12 protein-coding genes are annotated in these 15,573 nt (G+C 72.7%); 6 read left to right on the forward strand and 6 right to left on the reverse strand.

The window, feature by feature from the left end; translation table 11 throughout:
• Nucleotides 1–9 precede the first annotated feature (9 nt).
• The 4 genes from AB0E02_RS25040 (at nt 10) to rarD (ending at nt 5,643) form a co-directional block, all read left to right on the forward strand.
• Nucleotides 10–1,962: a 2-oxoacid:acceptor oxidoreductase subunit alpha gene (locus AB0E02_RS25040; protein ID WP_362142748.1), complete on the forward strand. Its 1,953-nt coding sequence runs from the start codon at nt 10–12 to the stop codon at nt 1,960–1,962.
• Nucleotides 1,955–3,049: a 2-oxoacid:ferredoxin oxidoreductase subunit beta gene (locus AB0E02_RS25045; RefSeq protein ID WP_362142749.1), complete on the forward strand. Its 1,095-nt coding sequence runs from the start codon at nt 1,955–1,957 to the stop codon at nt 3,047–3,049. The genes AB0E02_RS25040 and AB0E02_RS25045 overlap by 8 nt, the downstream gene beginning before the upstream one ends.
• Before the next feature lie 269 nt (nt 3,050–3,318).
• Nucleotides 3,319–4,185 carry an SDR family oxidoreductase gene (locus AB0E02_RS25050; RefSeq protein WP_362142751.1) on the forward strand — a complete coding sequence of 289 codons (867 nt, stop codon included), beginning with the start codon at nt 3,319–3,321 and terminating at the stop codon, nt 4,183–4,185.
• Between the two features lie 345 nt (nt 4,186–4,530).
• Nucleotides 4,531–5,643, forward strand: coding sequence for an EamA family transporter RarD (rarD, locus tag AB0E02_RS25055; RefSeq protein ID WP_362142753.1), 1,113 nt, complete (start codon nt 4,531–4,533; stop codon nt 5,641–5,643).
• Here rarD and AB0E02_RS25060 read toward each other — a convergent pair.
• The 6 genes from AB0E02_RS25060 to AB0E02_RS25085 all read right to left on the reverse strand — a co-directional run bounded on the left by AB0E02_RS25060 (nt 5,633) and on the right by AB0E02_RS25085 (nt 13,056).
• On the reverse strand, nt 5,633–6,505 hold the full coding sequence (locus tag AB0E02_RS25060; protein ID WP_362142755.1) for an ABC transporter permease: 873 nt from the start codon (nt 6,503–6,505) through the stop codon (nt 5,633–5,635). The two genes, rarD and AB0E02_RS25060, sit on opposite strands and share 11 nt — an antisense overlap.
• Nucleotides 6,492–7,505 (reverse strand): ABC transporter ATP-binding protein, encoded by a 1,014-nt coding sequence (locus AB0E02_RS25065; protein ID WP_362142757.1) that lies wholly within the window; start codon nt 7,503–7,505, stop codon nt 6,492–6,494. The genes AB0E02_RS25060 and AB0E02_RS25065 overlap by 14 nt, the downstream gene beginning before the upstream one ends.
• Nucleotides 7,506–7,590: 85 nt before the next feature.
• Complete coding sequence (locus tag AB0E02_RS25070; protein WP_362142759.1) at nt 7,591–8,871, reverse strand: DUF2092 domain-containing protein; 1,281 nt, start codon at nt 8,869–8,871, stop codon at nt 7,591–7,593.
• Between the two features lie 245 nt (nt 8,872–9,116).
• Nucleotides 9,117–10,130, reverse strand: coding sequence for a polyprenyl synthetase family protein (locus AB0E02_RS25075; protein WP_362142761.1), 1,014 nt, complete (start codon nt 10,128–10,130; stop codon nt 9,117–9,119).
• 347 nt (nt 10,131–10,477) lie between these two features.
• Complete coding sequence (locus AB0E02_RS25080) at nt 10,478–11,680, reverse strand: FAD-dependent oxidoreductase (RefSeq protein ID WP_362142763.1); 1,203 nt, start codon at nt 11,678–11,680, stop codon at nt 10,478–10,480.
• The gene (locus AB0E02_RS25085) at nt 11,677–13,056 is read right to left on the reverse strand and encodes an ATP-grasp domain-containing protein (RefSeq protein ID WP_362142765.1); all 1,380 of its coding nucleotides are present in this window, start codon (nt 13,054–13,056) and stop codon (nt 11,677–11,679) included. The genes AB0E02_RS25080 and AB0E02_RS25085 overlap by 4 nt, the downstream gene beginning before the upstream one ends.
• Before the next feature lie 497 nt (nt 13,057–13,553).
• On the opposite strand from AB0E02_RS25085, the gene fahA reads away from it, so the two are divergent.
• Complete coding sequence (fahA, locus tag AB0E02_RS25090) at nt 13,554–14,780, forward strand: fumarylacetoacetase (RefSeq protein ID WP_362142767.1); 1,227 nt, start codon at nt 13,554–13,556, stop codon at nt 14,778–14,780.
• Entirely contained in the window at nt 14,777–15,418 is a 642-nt protein-coding gene (locus tag AB0E02_RS25095) for a GPP34 family phosphoprotein (RefSeq protein ID WP_362142769.1), read from the forward strand. The genes fahA and AB0E02_RS25095 overlap by 4 nt, the downstream gene beginning before the upstream one ends.
• Nucleotides 15,419–15,573 lie beyond the last annotated feature (155 nt).

Below are 15,573 nucleotides of genomic sequence, written 5' to 3' on the forward strand. Positions count from 1 at the left end.
TCCGAAGCAGTGACCAGCCAGGTCAGTAGCCCAGCCGAGCAGGCCGACGCAGCGCTCGTCGGGGGACAGCGCTCCTCCGGCAGTGGCGGCGAGGGCAAAGAAGTCCGGCGCCTGGACCGGGTGATCATCCGGTTCGCCGGTGACTCCGGTGACGGAATGCAGCTCACCGGGGACCGGTTCACATCGGAGACGGCGTCGTTCGGTAACGACCTGTCGACGCTGCCGAACTTCCCCGCCGAGATCCGGGCCCCCGCCGGGACCCTGCCCGGTGTCTCCAGCTTCCAGCTGCACTTCGCCGACCACGACATCCTCACGCCCGGTGACGCTCCGAACGTGCTGGTCGCGATGAACCCGGCCGCCCTGAAGGCGAACCTCGCGGACGTCCCGCGGGGCGCGGAGATCATCGTCAACACCGACGAGTTCACCAAGCGCCCGATGGCGAAGGTCGGCTACGCCACCAGCCCGCTGGAGGACGGCACGCTCTCGGCGTACAACGTCCACCCGGTGCCGCTGACGACGCTGACCATCGAGGCGCTCAAGGATTTCGGGCTCTCCCGCAAGGAGGCCGAGCGCAGCAAGAACATGTTCGCGCTGGGTCTGCTGTCGTGGATGTACCACCGGCCCACCGAGGGCACCGAGAAGTTCCTGCGGGACAAGTTCGCCAAGAAGCCGGACATCGCCGAGGCGAACGTCACGGCGTTCCGGGCGGGCTGGAACTTCGGCGAGACGACCGAGGACTTCGCGGTCTCCTACGAGGTCGCGCCGGCCACCAAGGCGTTCCCGACCGGCACCTACCGCAACATCTCCGGCAACCTCGCGCTGTCCTACGGCCTGGTCGCCGCCTCCCAGCAGGCGGATCTGCCGCTGTACCTGGGCTCGTACCCGATCACCCCGGCCTCCGACATCCTGCACGAGCTGTCCAAGCACAAGAACTTCGGGGTGCGGACGTTCCAGGCGGAGGACGAGATCGCCGGCATCGGCGCGGCGCTGGGCGCGGCGTTCGGCGGCTCGCTGGCGGTGACGACCACCTCCGGCCCGGGCGTGGCGCTGAAGTCCGAGACCATCGGGCTCGCGGTCAGCCTCGAACTGCCGCTGCTGATCGTCGACATCCAGCGCGGCGGCCCCTCGACGGGTCTGCCGACCAAGACCGAGCAGGCCGACCTGCTGCAGGCGATGTACGGGCGCAACGGCGAGGCGCCGGTGCCCATCGTGGCGCCGAAGACGCCCGCCGACTGCTTCGACGCGGCACTGGAGGCGGCCCGCATCGCGCTGACGTACCGCACCCCGGTCTTCCTGCTCTCCGACGGCTACCTGGCCAACGGCTCCGAGCCCTGGCGGATCCCCGAGGTCACCGAACTCCCCGACCTGCGCGTGCAGTTCGCCTCCGGCCCCAACCACGTGGCGGTGGACGGCACCGAGGTGTTCTGGCCCTACAAGCGCGATGAGCACACCCTCGCGCGCCCCTGGGCCGTTCCCGGCACGCCGGGCCTGGAGCACCGCATCGGCGGCATCGAGAAGCAGGACGGCACCGGCAACATCTCCTACGACCCGGCCAACCACGACTTCATGGTGCGCACCCGCCAGGCCAAGGTGGACGGCATCGAGGTCCCCGACATCGAGGTCGACGACCCCACCGACGACAGCGGCCGCGGCGCCGGCACCCTCGTGGTGGGCTGGGGCTCGACGTACGGCCCGATCACCGCCGCGGTACGGCGCGTACGGGGCGCAGGGGAGCGCATCGCGCAGGCCCATCTGCGCCACCTCAACCCCTTCCCGCGGAATCTCGGCGAGGTGCTGGCGCGTTACGACAAGGTGATCGTGCCGGAGATGAACCTCGGACAGCTCGCCACCCTGCTGCGCGCCAAGTACCTCGTCGACGCGCGCTCGCACACCCAGGTCAGCGGAATGCCGTTCAAGGCCGAGCAGCTCGCGGAGGTCTTTAAGGAGGCCATCAATGACTGAGACGATCTCGGAGCGGGCCTCACACCCCGAGGCGCTCTCCCTGGTGCCCAAGGCCGAGGCCAAGCAGTCCATGAAGGACTTCAAGTCCGACCAGGAAGTGCGCTGGTGCCCCGGCTGCGGTGACTACGCCGTCCTCGCCGCCGTGCAGGGCTTCATGCCCGAGCTCGGCCTGGCGAAGGAGAACATCGTCTTCGTCTCCGGCATCGGCTGCTCCTCCCGCTTCCCGTACTACATGAACACCTACGGGATGCACTCCATCCACGGCCGCGCCCCGGCCATCGCCACCGGCCTGGCCTCCTCACGGCGCGATCTGTCCGTCTGGGTGGTCACGGGGGACGGCGATGCGCTCTCCATCGGCGGCAACCACCTCATCCACGCCCTGCGGCGCAACGTCAACCTCAAGATCCTGCTGTTCAACAACCGGATCTACGGCCTGACCAAGGGCCAGTACAGCCCCACCTCCGAGGTCGGCAAGATCACCAAGTCGACCCCGATGGGCTCCCTGGACGCCCCGTTCAACCCGGTCTCGCTGGCCCTGGGCGCCGAGGCGACCTTCGTGGCCCGCACGATCGACTCCGACCGCAAGCACCTCACCTCGGTGCTGCGCGCGGCCGCCGACCACCCCGGCACCGCCCTGGTCGAGATCTACCAGAACTGCAACATCTTCAACGACGGCGCCTTCGAGGCACTCAAGGACAAGGAGCAGGCCCAGGAGGCCGTCATCCGCCTGGAGCACGGACAGCCGATCCGCTTCGGCGCGCCGGCCGAGGATGGTCTCGGCTCCAAGGGCGTGGTCCGCGACCCGGCCACCGGCGACCTCAAGATCATCGACGTCACCGAGGAAGGCGCTGACGGCGTGCTGGTGCACGACGCCCACAGCCCCTCCCCCACCACCGCCTTCGCCCTGTCCCGGCTCGCCGACCCCGACACCCTGCACCACACCCCCATCGGTGTGCTGCGCAACGTCGACCGGCCGGTCTACGACACGCTGATGGCGGACCAGCTGGACACCGCCGTCGAGCAGAAGGGCAAGGGCGACCTGTCCGCCCTGCTGGCCGGCACGGACACCTGGACGGTCGTCGGCTGAGGACCTGCCCTGGCCTGAGGGGCTGTCCTCGGCTGAGAAGCTGCCGAGGATCTGAGGGGCTGCTGAGGGCCTGAGGGCTGCTCTGCGGCTGCTCGCGACCTCTTGCGGGTGCCCGTAGGGGAGGCGTCGTACGGCGTCCCGCCTACGGGCACCCGCCGTTTCTACGGGCACCCGCCGTTCCGGGGCTCGGCTCCGGCTTCCGGCGCGCGTCCCTTCTGCGCGTCCGGTACGGGTGCCATGCTGGCGGCCTCCGAACCAGGGGGCAGAACATGAGCATCGTCGTCACCGGCGCCACCGGAGCGCTCGGCCGGCTCGTCATCGAGGAACTGCTCACCCGCACCGCCCCGGCCGGCATCGTCGGCCTCGCCCGGGACCCGGCCAGGGCCGCCGATCTTCAGGCGCGCGGGGTCGGTATCAGGCCCGCGGACTACGGCCGGCCCGACACCCTGGAGGACGTCTTCGCGGCCGGCGACCGGGTGCTGCTGATCTCCGGGAACGAGGCCGGGCAGCGGGTCACCCAGCACCGCACGGTGATCGACGCCGCCCGGGAGGCCGGCGTGGCGCTGCTGGCGTACACCAGCGTGCTGGGCGGCCCCACCGCCACCTTCTCCCTCGCCGAGGAACACCTCGCCACCGAACAGGCGCTGCTCGCCTCGGGCGTGCCGTACTGCCTGCTGCGCAACGGCTGGTACCACGAGAACTACACCGGGGCGCTCGCCACCACGCTCAAGAACGGCGCGGTGTTCGGCTGCGCCGGCGCGGGCCGGGTGGCCACCGCAGCCCGCCGGGACTATGCCGAGGCGGCCGCCGTGGTGCTCACCGGCACCGGCCACGAGAACACCGTCTACGAGCTGAGCGGTGACACCGCCTGGTCGATGGCCGAGTACGCCGCCGAGGTGTCCCGGCAGACCGGCCGCCGGATCCCGTACCGCGATCTGCCGCAGAAGGAATACGTGGCGCGGATGATCGAGGCGGGCATGCCGGCACTGGGCGCCCGGACGGCCGCCGAGTCGGACGCCGGGATCGCCCGCGGCGAACTGGCCGCCACCCCCGGCGACCTCTCCCGACTCATCGGCCACCCCACCACCCCGATCAGCGAAGCCATCGCGGACGAACTGGCGCGCCTGGAGAGTTGAGAGGGGCAGCGCGGCCGCGGGGCGAGGCGGCTTGCGCGGCTGCGGGGGCTATGCGGCTTGCGCGCTGCGGGGCCGATGCGGCTTGCGCGGCCCGGGGCGGGCGGCCGGGGGCGGGCGATCGGGAAGGGTGCCGCGACGGTCGGGGCGGCCCGCGGCCGTCTCGCGCCCACCCCATGCGCAACCCGCCTGGGAACTGCGTCCGGCCTGCCTCCGATCTGCGTCCGGCCTGCGGCGTCGTCTGTCATCACCGTTTTTTGCATACACACATGACACGCGGCCCGGTCCGGCGCTACCTTCACAGGGTCGACCGTCACCGAGCCGGCGCAGCACAACCAGGAGGGCCTCTTGCAGTCTCGAAGCGATCAGCGCGCCGGCCTCGTCTTCGGCATCGCCGCCTACACCATGTGGGGCCTGCTGCCCCTCTACTGGCATCTGCTGGACGCCGCCTCGCCGTCGGAGATCCTGGCGCACCGCATGGCGTGGTCGCTGCCGGTCGCGGTCGTCATCCTGGCCGCGATGCGCCGCTGGGCCTGGATACGGCCGCTGCTGCGGCAGCCCAAGCGGCTGGCGCTGGTGCTGGTCTGCGCCCTGGTGATCTCGACGAACTGGTTCCTCTACATCTGGGCGGTCAACTCCGGTCATGTCCTGGAGGCTTCGCTCGGCTACTTCATCAACCCGCTGGTCAGCATCGCCTTCGGCGTCCTCGTCCTGCGCGAGCGGCTGCGGCCGCTGCAGTGGACGGCGGTGGGCGTCGGTGCCCTCGCCGTCATCGTGATGACCATCGCCTACGGCAAAGTGCCGTGGATCGCGCTCGGCCTGGCCTTCACGTTCGCGACGTACGGGCTGGTCAAGAAGGGCATCAAGCTCGACGGCATCGAGGGCTTCAGCGCCGAGACGGCGATGCAGCTGCTGCCCGCGCTGGGCTTCCTGATCTACCTGGGGGCGCGCGGTGAGTCGGCCTTCGTCAGCGGCGGGGTGGGCCAGGCGCTGCTGCTGGCCGGCTGCGGGGTCGCGACCGCGGTACCGCTGATCTGCTTCGGCGCCTCGGCGGTCCGGCTGCCGCTGACCGTGATCGGCATGATGCAGTACCTGGCGCCGACGTTCCAGTTCGCGCTGGGCCTCACCGTCTTCCACGAGGAGATGCCGGCCGAGCGGTGGGCCGGTTTCGGGCTGGTGTGGGTCGCGCTGGTGGTTCTGACCTGGGATGCGCTGCGCACGGCGCGGCGGGCCCGGGTGGCGTTGGCGGATGCCGCTGCCCGCGCGGGCGAGGCGGTCGCGGAGCAGGCCCGGGCGGCCGGGACCGCGCAGACCGGTGCCCCGCAGATTGAGGCCACAGTGGCCGAACCCGCGCCGGCCGGGGCTCCGCCGGCCAGGACCGCGCAGGCCGGGACCACAGCGACCGAAGCCGCGCCGGCCGCGGCCACCGGGCCGGCGGACGCGACCGGTCCTACGCCGTGATGTCGCGGGTGGTGAACCGCGCCCAGGCCGCCGAGCCGAACACCGCGGCGTAGAGCGCCTGCAGGCCGAGGTTCTTCTGCAGTTGGTCCCAGTAGACCGGGTCCCGGAGCAGGTCAGCGAACGACAGCCAGTAGTGCGGGAAGAGATACGGCTGGACGGCGCTGAGCTGCGGGATGGTGTCCAGGATCTGCACCGTGATCAGCAGGCCGACCGTGGTCGCCATCGCGGCGATACCGCTGCTGGTGAGCGTCGAGATGAACAGGCCCACGGCGGCCACGCCTATCAGGGACAGCGCCACCACCACGGCGATGGCCAGCGCCCGCAGCAGCCCCTCACCGAAGGATATGGACGTCCCGGACAGCAGAGTGACCTCGCCCAGCGGGAAGAGCAGCGCCCCGGTGGCCAGCGCGGAGAACGCCACGACCAGGGTGGCCACCAGGCAGAACGTCAGGGTGGTGGCGTATTTGACCAGCAGCAGGCGGGTACGGCTGGCGGGCGCGACGAGGAGGTAGCGCAGGGTGCCGCCGTGGGCCTCCCCGGCCAGGGAGTCGCCGGCGATCACGCCGATGGACATCGGCAGGAAGAACGGCAGCGTCACCGCGAGCGAGGTGAACACCAGGAACAGGCCGTTGTGGGTGACCTGGGAGATGAACGCCGGGCCGCCCTGGCCGCCCCCGCCGCCCCGACCGCCGTCCCCCGTCTCGATCTTGACGGCGACGCCGACCAGCACCGGTACGCCCGCGAGCACCGCCAGCAGGGCGAGCGTCCGCCAGCGCCGGAAGGTCGTGGTGATCTCGTTGCGCAACAGGCCCAGCGACCACAGCGGTCGGGGCCGGCGCAGCACGCCCTCAGCCTGCGACATCGAAGCCCTCCCCGGTCAGCTGCACGAACACGTCCTCCAGCGTGGCCCGTTCGGTGCCGAAGCCGCGCACCCGGACCCCGGCGTGCACCAGCGCGGCGTTGAGGTCGGCGAGCTCGGGCGGGCCGGTCCCGTCGCCGGCTTCCGGCAGCTCGCCCGTGACCCGGTCGTCGGTGGTCCGAAGCCCGGTCAGGCCGTGCTCCTTCAGCACCCGGACCGCGTCCGCCGGGTCCGGGGTGGTGACCGTCAGCCGGCCGGGTCCGCGCGAGCCGAGGACCGTGGCGGAGAGGTCCGCGACCGTGCCCTGGGTGATCAGCCGGCCGCGGGCCATCACCGCCGCGTGGGTGCAGACCTGCTCGATCTCGTCGAGGAGGTGCGAGGAGAGGAAGACCGTGGTGCCGTCCGCGGCCAGCTCACGGACCAGCGCGCGGATCTCCCGCATGCCCTGCGGGTCCAGGCCGTTGGTCGGCTCGTCCAGCACCAGCAGCTCGCGGGGCTGCAGCAGCGCCGCGGCCAGTCCGAGCCGCTGCTTCATGCCGAGGGAGTAGGCCCGCGCCTTCTTCCCGGCCGCCGCCCCGAGGCCGACCCGCTCCAGGGCACGGTCCACCCGCGCGTCGCGGGTGCGCGGATCGGCGTCCGGGTCGGCGGCGTCGAAGCGCCGGAGGTTCTCCCGGCCGTTGAGGAAGCCGTAGAGCGCCGGGCCCTCGATGAGCGCTCCCACCTTGGGCAGCACCCGGCGGCCCGCGGCGGGCATCGGTTGCCCGAGCACCCGGGCGCTGCCGGCGGTCGCGTCGATCAGGCCCATCAGCATCCGGATGGTGGTGGTCTTGCCGGAGCCGTTGGGCCCGAGGAACCCGAAGACGCTGCCGCGCGGCACGACCAGGTCGAGCCCGTCGACCGCGAGCTGACCCCCTCGGTACGCCTTGGTCAGCCCCCGCGTCTCGATCGCCCGCTCCTCCGCGGGCGGCACGCCGTCGGGGCCCGTGGCGGGCTGCTGTGGCATCGGCTCCCCCATGTCGTACGGCTGGACCACGGGCCACCGCCCCGCCCGGACGGGCGGTACGGCGGTCCCGTGCGTGAGGGGCCCGTTACTTCGCGGCGTCGGCCGCGTGGATCAGGGCCTGCTTGTCGACGGCACCGACGTAGACCGTGCCGTTGTCCGTTATCAGGGCGTTGACCAGGCGGGTGCTGAATATCCGGCCGGAGCCGAAGGACCCGTTGACCTTCTCGCCGAGGCTGTCCAGGAACTTCCCGGCGTCACCGGCGGCGGCCCGGTCCTTGCCGGAGGGCAGTCCTCCGCCGGCGCCCTTGATCGTGGCGATGGACGTCCAGCCCTTGCCGATGACGTTCAGCCCGCCGAAGTCCTTCCGCAGGTCCTTCGCGTCCTTGCGGGACCCGAAGTCCTTGAGCTTCTTGCCGTGTTCGCGCTGGGCCGCCGCCCGCTGCTTGTTGCCGTCGACGACCTTGGCGCCCTTGGGCGGCGTGAAGGAGAAGAGGTCCGCGGCCGGCTTGGCGAAGTCGACGTTGGTGTAGCCGACGTCGATGGCGGCCGCGCCGCCGCTCTTCGGGGTCAGGGTGAACTTCAGCGGCACACCGTTGGCGGCGTCCACCGCGACCCGGATCGAGCCGACCGTCGAGGCGGCCTGCTTGGGCTTGATCAGCAGCTGGTAGGCGTCCCGTCCGGCGACCCGGGCGGTGCCGTCGACGGTGACCGAGGTGGTGTCACCGGCGGCCTGGAGGACCTTCTTCGCCAGGTCCTGCGGGGTGGCGTTCTTCAGGTCACCCGGGAGGCCCTCGGGGGCCCGCTTGTGCGTGCCGTGCCGGCCGGCGTCGGGCGCGGTGCTGTGCACGGCGGTGTTGCTGCCGCTGTCGTACGCCCAGACCTCGTTGCCGTTGTGGACGAGGCTGTACTCGGCGGCCTTGTCGACGATGGACACCCGCTGCTTCTCGGGCCCGTCGGCGGCGACGCGGAGCGTGTGCGCACCGGACGCCAGCTCCGTCAGCTTGCTCTGGGGGGCCGCGGACGCGCCGTCCTGGCCGTGCCCGCCCTTCTCGCCGCCCTGGCCGCCGCCGAAGCCGCCGGCCGCCATACCGCCGGGCAGGGACGGCAGACCGAGGTCCGTGCTGACCCGGACCGTGCCGGACAGCTGCTGGACGTCCGACTTGGCGATCTTGGCTATGAGGTCCTGGGCCGAGATCTTCGGCAGGTCCGGGGAACCCGATCCGGCGAATGCCGGGACCAGCCCGATCGTCGCCGCCGCCACTCCCGCCACCGCGACCGGTACGGCGTACCGCACCGCTTTCCGGCGCTTCGGGGAGCGCCCCCCGTCCGTCTCGCCGGTGACCTCTGTCGGTTCGTACCCTGGCATCTGCCTACCTCCGTCGTCTGCGGCGGCCGCCGAGCTGTCCACTCGCCCTCCCCTGGGGCTCATTGTGGCCGGACCGCCGCGCTGTGGTGTTCTCCATCTCACCAATTCGCGCGGCGCATCGCGTCAGCCCGCGGGTCCAACTCGTCCTACTGCTGAGGTATGACGCCCGGTCACCGCACGACGCCACCCGTACGACCTGGGGTTGACCGAACCCTGAGGAGAGGGGGAGGAACCCTTAGGGGGTGTCAGCCCGCCCGGTGGACCACCGCGTCGCAGAGGCCCTCCAGGGCCGCCTTGGACGTGCACGCCGGGAGCGGCGCCAGCGTCGCGCGGGCCTCCTCCGCGTAGCGGACGGTGTCCCGGCGGGCCTCTTCGAGGGCCGGGTGGGCACGCAGCCCGGCGAGCGCCTCGGCGTGCCGGACGTCGTCGGTGAGGTCGCCGGCGAGCAGTTCGCACAGCGCCCGGTCCTCGGGCGTGCCGGCGTCGCTCTCGGCGCGGGCCCGCAGCCGCAGCACCGGCAGCGTCGCGATGCCCTCGCGGAGGTCCGTACCGGGCGTCTTGCCCGATTCGTGCGAGTCGCTGGCGATGTCCAGGACGTCGTCGGCCAGCTGGAAGGCGGTGCCCAGTCGCTCGCCGTACTGGGTGAGGATGTTGGCCGTGGACTCCTCGGCGCCCGACATCATGGCGCCGAAGCGACAGGCGACGGCCACCAGCGAGCCGGTCTTGCCCGCCAGGACGTCGAGGTAGTGGTCGATGGGGTCGCGGCCGTCGCGCGGGCCGGCGGTCTCCAGGATCTGGCCGGTCACCAGGCGCTCGAACGCCTCGGCCTGGATCCGGACGGCCTCGGGCCCGAGGTCGGCGAGGATGTGCGAGGCGCGGGCGAAGAGGAAGTCGCCGGTCAGCACCGCGACGGAGTTGCCCCAGCGGGCGTTGGCGCTGGCCACCCCGCGGCGCACTTCCGCCTCGTCCATCACGTCGTCGTGGTAGAGCGTCGCCAGATGCGTGAGCTCCACGACGACGGCGGAGGGCACCACTCCCGGGCTGTAGGGGTCACCGAATTGGGCGGCCAGCATCACCAGCAGCGGCCGGAACCGCTTGCCTCCCGCGCGCACGAGATGCTGCGCGGCCTCGGTGATGAACGGCACGTCGCTCTTGGTGGCCTCCAGCAGGCCCTCCTCGACAGCCGCCAACCCGGCCTGGACATCGGCCTCAAGAGCCTGGTCCCGCACGCTCAGCCCGAAGGGCCCGACGACGGTCACGAGGGGTACTCCTGTCTGCTGACGATCAAACTGAATGTCGATCTGTCGCTGTCTCCACCATTGGCCAGCGTATCCGGTCGCAGTTCGATCACCGTGAGCGCCCGCCCCCCGAACCACCCGGGAAGCACAGCAACGCCCGGCCCGACACCTTGTTGATCACCGTTGATCACGTTTTGGCGTGGCTTTGACGTCGGAGTGCGGGTCCCGCGGAGGCCGGCAGAACCCCGTGAATCCCAGCAGACACAGGGGTTCCCGATGAGCCGGATACCCACCCTGACCACACGCACTTCAGCCATCTTCGCGACCCGCCAACCTCACCGGCGACGCGACGCCCCCCCCACGGGCCGTCAGCCGTATGCCCGCGCCACCGCCCTGGCCAGCCGCGGCCCCGCGAAGGCCGTCCCGCACACGAAGCGCATCACCGGGCCGAACGACGCAGCGGCCGGCAGCCCCGTGAAGTACAGCCCCGGTACCGACGAGCCGAACCCGGCGTCCAGAAGAGGACCGCCGGCCCGCCCGGTGATCCCGGTGCGCAGCCCCGGCTCGAGGAAGTCCAGCGCCGCCAGGTCCATCCGGTAGCCGGTCGCCGCCAGCACATGGTCCGCGGCCAGCTCGCCCCCGTGCCCGTCGGCGCCGCGCAGCGCCAGTACGGGACGGCCGTCGCGGACCGTGGCCCGTACGATCCGCCGGCCCTGCGTGACCCGCACCCGGCCGGTGAACCGGTCCCGCAGCCACCACGCGCCGAGCGGACCGAGCACCCGCCGCACCAGGGCGCGCCGCACCGGCGGCGGCAGCAACCGGAACGCCCCGGCGTGCCGCGTCAGCGCGTACAGCGACCAGGCGTTGCCGAACGGCGAGGCGGGCCGCAGCCGCGGCTGGCGGTCCGGCGGCGCCCCGAAGCCCACCGCGGCGGGCCCGCGCGCCACGACCCGTACGGATGCCGCGCCCGCCTCGGCCAGCAGGACCGCGCTCTCCAGCGCCGACTGCCCGGCACCGACCACCACCACGTCCCGGCCCGCCAGCACGGCCAGGTCGTGGTGCTGGGAGCTGTGCGAGACCGGCCCGGTGGCGGACGGCCCGTCCGGGACCGCGGCAGCCAGGCGGCGGGGCAGATGCGCCAGCCCGCTCAGCCCGGTGGCGACGACCACGGCCCGGGCACCCACCTGGTCGCCGCTGTCCAGCTTGAGCTCGAAACCGTCCGCCCGCCTGTCCACCGACACCACCCGGACCGGCTCCACATCGGGCAGCAGCCGCCGCTGCAGCCACCGCCCGTAACGGACGAACGTCTCGACGGGCAGGAGGTCCCAGTCCGACTCGTACCGCGGCTCGCCCGCCGCGGCGCAGTAGTCGGCGAGGGTGTGACCCTCCAACGGGACGTCGATGCTCGACGCCGCGGGCGTCGACTTCAGCAGCATGCCCGCGGGCATCTGCTCCTGCCAGCTGGCCATCGGCCGGCCGAAGACCCGCACCGGCACGCCCTGCGCCCGCAGATGGGTCGCCGTGGACAGGCCGTAGGGACCGGCCCCGATGACCGCTACCGGAGTGCTCACTGCGGTTCCTCCCCTTGCCTCGGTGGTGCCTCGTGCCCAGGTGGTGGCCCGTGCCTCGGGGGTGCCTGCCGGGGCGGGGCGTCGCGCCCGCGGGCCCCACCAGGTGGTGCGTCGCTCCTCAGGGGCCGGGTGGTGGCCGCCCGGCGGGCCGCCCGGTGCAGTCGCCACAGATGCCGGGCGCCCGGCACGGCGGACCGCGCCAGCATGGCGAGGAACGGCAGCGGATCGTCGGCGGCGAACCACGCCGTCTCGGTGCCGCGCGGGCGCGCCGGTACGTGCGGCCCACCGCCACCGCCGCGCCCGTAGGCGAGCCGGGCCGGCAGATCGACGTTCTCGACGACGAAGCGGCGCCCGGCCCGCTGGACGCCCTCCGGAACGGCGCGCCCCGTGAGGTGCAGATGCTGGGCGCGGACGACATCGACACCGGCCGTGGTTTCGAACAGCCGGAACTGCGCGCCCATACGGGGGTTGAAGTCCAGCAGCTTGTACCGGTCGTCGCGCCGGTCGAGCCGCCAGTCCAGGTCGGCGGTCCCGGCGAACCCGATGCGGCGGGCGAACCGCGCGGCCTGCCGCGCCAGTTCGGGATTGTCGACCACCCACGCACAGGCCGTCATGCCCGCGTGCGGCGGCCACGAGCGGACCTTGACCCCGGTGAACAGCGCCAGCGGCACGCCGTCCGCCGCGAAGCAGGCGTGCACGATCCAGTCCTCGGACTGCTCCCGCGGCAGGTACTCCTGCAGGACCACGGCGGGCCGCGGGCCCCAGTCCCGGGCCAGATCGAGCAGGTGCTCCCGCCCCGTGATCCGGGTGGTACCGGCGACCGCGGGCCGGCTGCGCCGGACGAACGCCTCCCGGTTCTTCGCCACCACGGGGAAGCGCGCCCGCCCGGCGTACTCCTCGACCTCCGCGTACGACGCGGGGAAGACGGCGGCCGGCGACGGAACGCCGTGCGTGGCGCACAGTTCGTGCAGCCCCTGCTTGCTGGCCAGCCTCCGTGGCAGGCCGGGTGCCGACCGGGGAAACAGAAAAGATCCGGCGAGCGCTTCGGCGTGCTCGGCGATCAGCACGGCCGCCTCGTCGTCGGTGGGTAGCAGCACCGCCGGCCGGCCGATCCGGCGCCCGATCCGCAGCAGCCCCGCGACCAGCCGCTCCGGCTCCTCGCGGCCCGTGGTCGGCCAGACGAAGCGGCCGCACAGATAGCGGCAGGCCGCAGCGGGCGTGAAACGGTCCTCCGTCACCGCGTACATGGGGACGCCCAGCCGCCCCAGGCTGCGGATGGCTCCCACACCCCCGTGATGCAGGGGGTAGGCGCCGATCTTCACGATCAGGCCCGGAACACTCCGGTCGACCGCGAGCCGTGCGCCACTGCGAGCCACGTGTCCCCCCTCGGAACGGTCCCGCCCCGGCCCGTGCCAGGAAAGGAAGCTAGGCCCGAATTGCGCAGTGCGGCAAGGCTTTTCAGGACATTGCCAGGAGTTGGGGCGTACGCGATCACCTGCCCGTCCACCACCCCACCACGCCGCGCGCCGTTCACACCCCCGCGGACCCGACCCGCCCCCCGGCGCCCTGCCGCCGCCTCGCCTGCCTCCTCCGCTCCACTCGGTCTGGTCCCGGACCGCCGGCGCCCTCACGCCCTCACTCGCCCCGCCGGTCCGGCACGCCCGCCGGAGCCGGCCAACGGGCCTCCCTGAGCCGCGCGAGAGCCGTCCCCGCCCCGCCGCTCACCGCGCCGACCACGCCTTTCGGAAGTTATCCACAGCCTCCTTCGCCGCGCCGCCCCCAGCCGTACTCTGATCACCGAGCCACCGGCCCGGGGCCCTCGCCCCGGCCGGACCGGCCGCTCACCGGCGACGACGAACGCGAGGAGCTGTCCATGCCCGAGCAGAGCCCGTTCGACCTGGCGGAAGGCGATCCCTTCGGCCCGCACAACCTCCCCTACGGCGTTTTCAGCACCACCGACGCACCCGGACAACACCGGATCGGCGTCCGCTACGGCAGTCACGTCCTCGACCTGAGCGCACTGCCCAGCGCCCTGCCCGCCGCCATCCACCCGCACGCCGAGCTGCTCACCGCACCCACCCTCAACCCGCTGCTGGCGGCCGGCCGGCCCGTATGGCAGCAGATCCGCGCGGCCGTCCACAGCGCGGTCACCGACCCCACGCACCGCGACGAGGTCGCCCCCCTGCTCCACCCGCTGGCCGAGGTCACTCTGCACCTCCCCTTCGAGGTCGCCGACTACGTCGACTTCTACTCCAGCGAGCACCACGCCACCAACGTCGGCCGGATCTTCCGCCCCAACGGCGCGGCCCTGCCGCCCAACTGGAAGCACCTGCCGATCGGTTACCACGGCCGCGCGGGCACCATCGTCGCCACCGGCACCCCGGTCGTCCGGCCCAACGGGCAGCGCAAGACCGACACCGACGACGCCCCCGTCTTCGGCCCGTCCACCCGCCTCGACATCGAGGCCGAGGTCGGCTTCGTCGTCGGCACCCCCTCCGTCCTCCACGAACCCGTCGGCCTCGACACCTTCCGCGACCACGTGTTCGGCGTCTGCCTCGTCAACGACTGGTCGGCGCGCGACATCCAGGCCTGGGAGTACCTCCCGCTCGGCCCGTTCCTGGGCAAGTCCTTCGCCACCTCCGTCTCCGCCTGGATCACCCCGCTCGACGCCCTCGACCACGCCCGTACGCCCCCGCCCACCCGCGACCACCCCCTGCTGCCCTACCTCGACGACGCGAGCGTGGAACCGGGCGGCATCGACATCCGTATCGAGGTGCGGATCAATGACGAGACGATCTCCCACCCGCCCTTCTCCGCCATGTACTGGACCGCCGCGCAGCAGCTGGCCCATATGACGGTCAACGGCGCCTCGCTGCGCACCGGCGATCTGTTCGCCTCCGGCACGGTCTCCGGCCCGGAACCCGACCAGCTCGGCTGCCTGCTCGAACTCACCCAGGGCAAGGGCCCCTACCTCCAGGACGGCGACGAGGTCACCCTCACCGCCTGGGCACCCGGCCCGGACGGCGCCCGGATCGGTCTGGGCGAGGTCACCGGCCGCATCCTGCCCGCACCCAAGCTCCCGCGCCGCGACGCGACATGACCGGCGCCCCGCTCACCCTCCCCGAGGAACTGCTCCTCCTCGGCCTCGACCCGGTGCGCGGCCGCCCCCTGACCAGCCCGAAGTACCTGCACTACGGGCTGGCCGGCGCGGCGCTGGCGGACCTGGAGGCGGCCGGGCGGATCACCGTGGAGCGCGGTGACCGGATCACGGTGACGAATCCGCTGCCGCTGGACAACGCGATATGGGACGGCGCACTGGCGGCACTGCCCGCCCCGGCCAAGGGCGGCAAGGGCGTCAAGGCACACCGCTGGGTGCACGGCGCCGGCCGCTCCCTGCACGAGCTGTGCCTGCGCGTGCTGGAGAAGCGCGGGGCGCTGCGCAGGGAGACCCACCGGGCGCTGGGCCTGTTCCCCTACGAACGGTTCCCCGTGGGGCCGGTGGACCTCACCGGGCCGGCCCGGGCCCGTTTCACGGCAGCCGTCGAGGCCGGGCTGCCCGGATGGCGTGACCGGCTGCTGGCGGCGCACGTGGCGGCCTGCGACCTGGACGCCAAGCTCCTGCCCGGCGCCGCCGGACGCCCGCACCGGCGCGCCCTGCGCGGCCTGGCCAAGGAGTGCTGGACGTCCCGCGCCGTCCACCACGCGGTACAGCAGGACAAGAGCGCGGCGGGGGGTTAGGGGCTGGGGCGGAGGGGTGGGGTGGTGCGGAGGGCGGGGCGGGAGGGGGCGGGGGGAGGGGGCGGGCCGAATTCCTCGCGTGCGCGCATCGTACGTACGGCTCGGCCTCCTCCCGCTCCCATGGACTTCCGACGTCACTTCCCCGTCGCCGGAGG

Origin of the sequence: Streptomyces sp. NPDC048196 (genome assembly GCF_040652715.1) — a bacterium.
GTDB lineage: Bacteria > Actinomycetota > Actinomycetes > Streptomycetales > Streptomycetaceae > Streptomyces > Streptomyces siderophoricus.

Excerpts from the sequence above, each read along its gene's own strand:
- AB0E02_RS25045 (WP_362142749.1), top strand. The coding sequence starts at position 1,955 with ATGACTGAGACGATCTCGGAGCGGGCCTCACACCCCGAGGCGCTCTCC.
- AB0E02_RS25050 (WP_362142751.1), top strand. The coding sequence starts at position 3,319 with ATGAGCATCGTCGTCACCGGCGCCACCGGAGCGCTCGGCCGGCTCGTC.
- AB0E02_RS25060 (WP_362142755.1), bottom strand. The coding sequence starts at position 6,505 with ATGTCGCAGGCTGAGGGCGTGCTGCGCCGGCCCCGACCGCTGTGGTCG.
- AB0E02_RS25065 (WP_362142757.1), bottom strand. The coding sequence starts at position 7,505 with ATGCCACAGCAGCCCGCCACGGGCCCCGACGGCGTGCCGCCCGCGGAG.
- AB0E02_RS25070 (WP_362142759.1), bottom strand. The coding sequence starts at position 8,871 with ATGCCAGGGTACGAACCGACAGAGGTCACCGGCGAGACGGACGGGGGG.
- fahA (WP_362142767.1), top strand. The coding sequence starts at position 13,554 with ATGCCCGAGCAGAGCCCGTTCGACCTGGCGGAAGGCGATCCCTTCGGC.
- AB0E02_RS25095 (WP_362142769.1), top strand. The coding sequence starts at position 14,777 with ATGACCGGCGCCCCGCTCACCCTCCCCGAGGAACTGCTCCTCCTCGGC.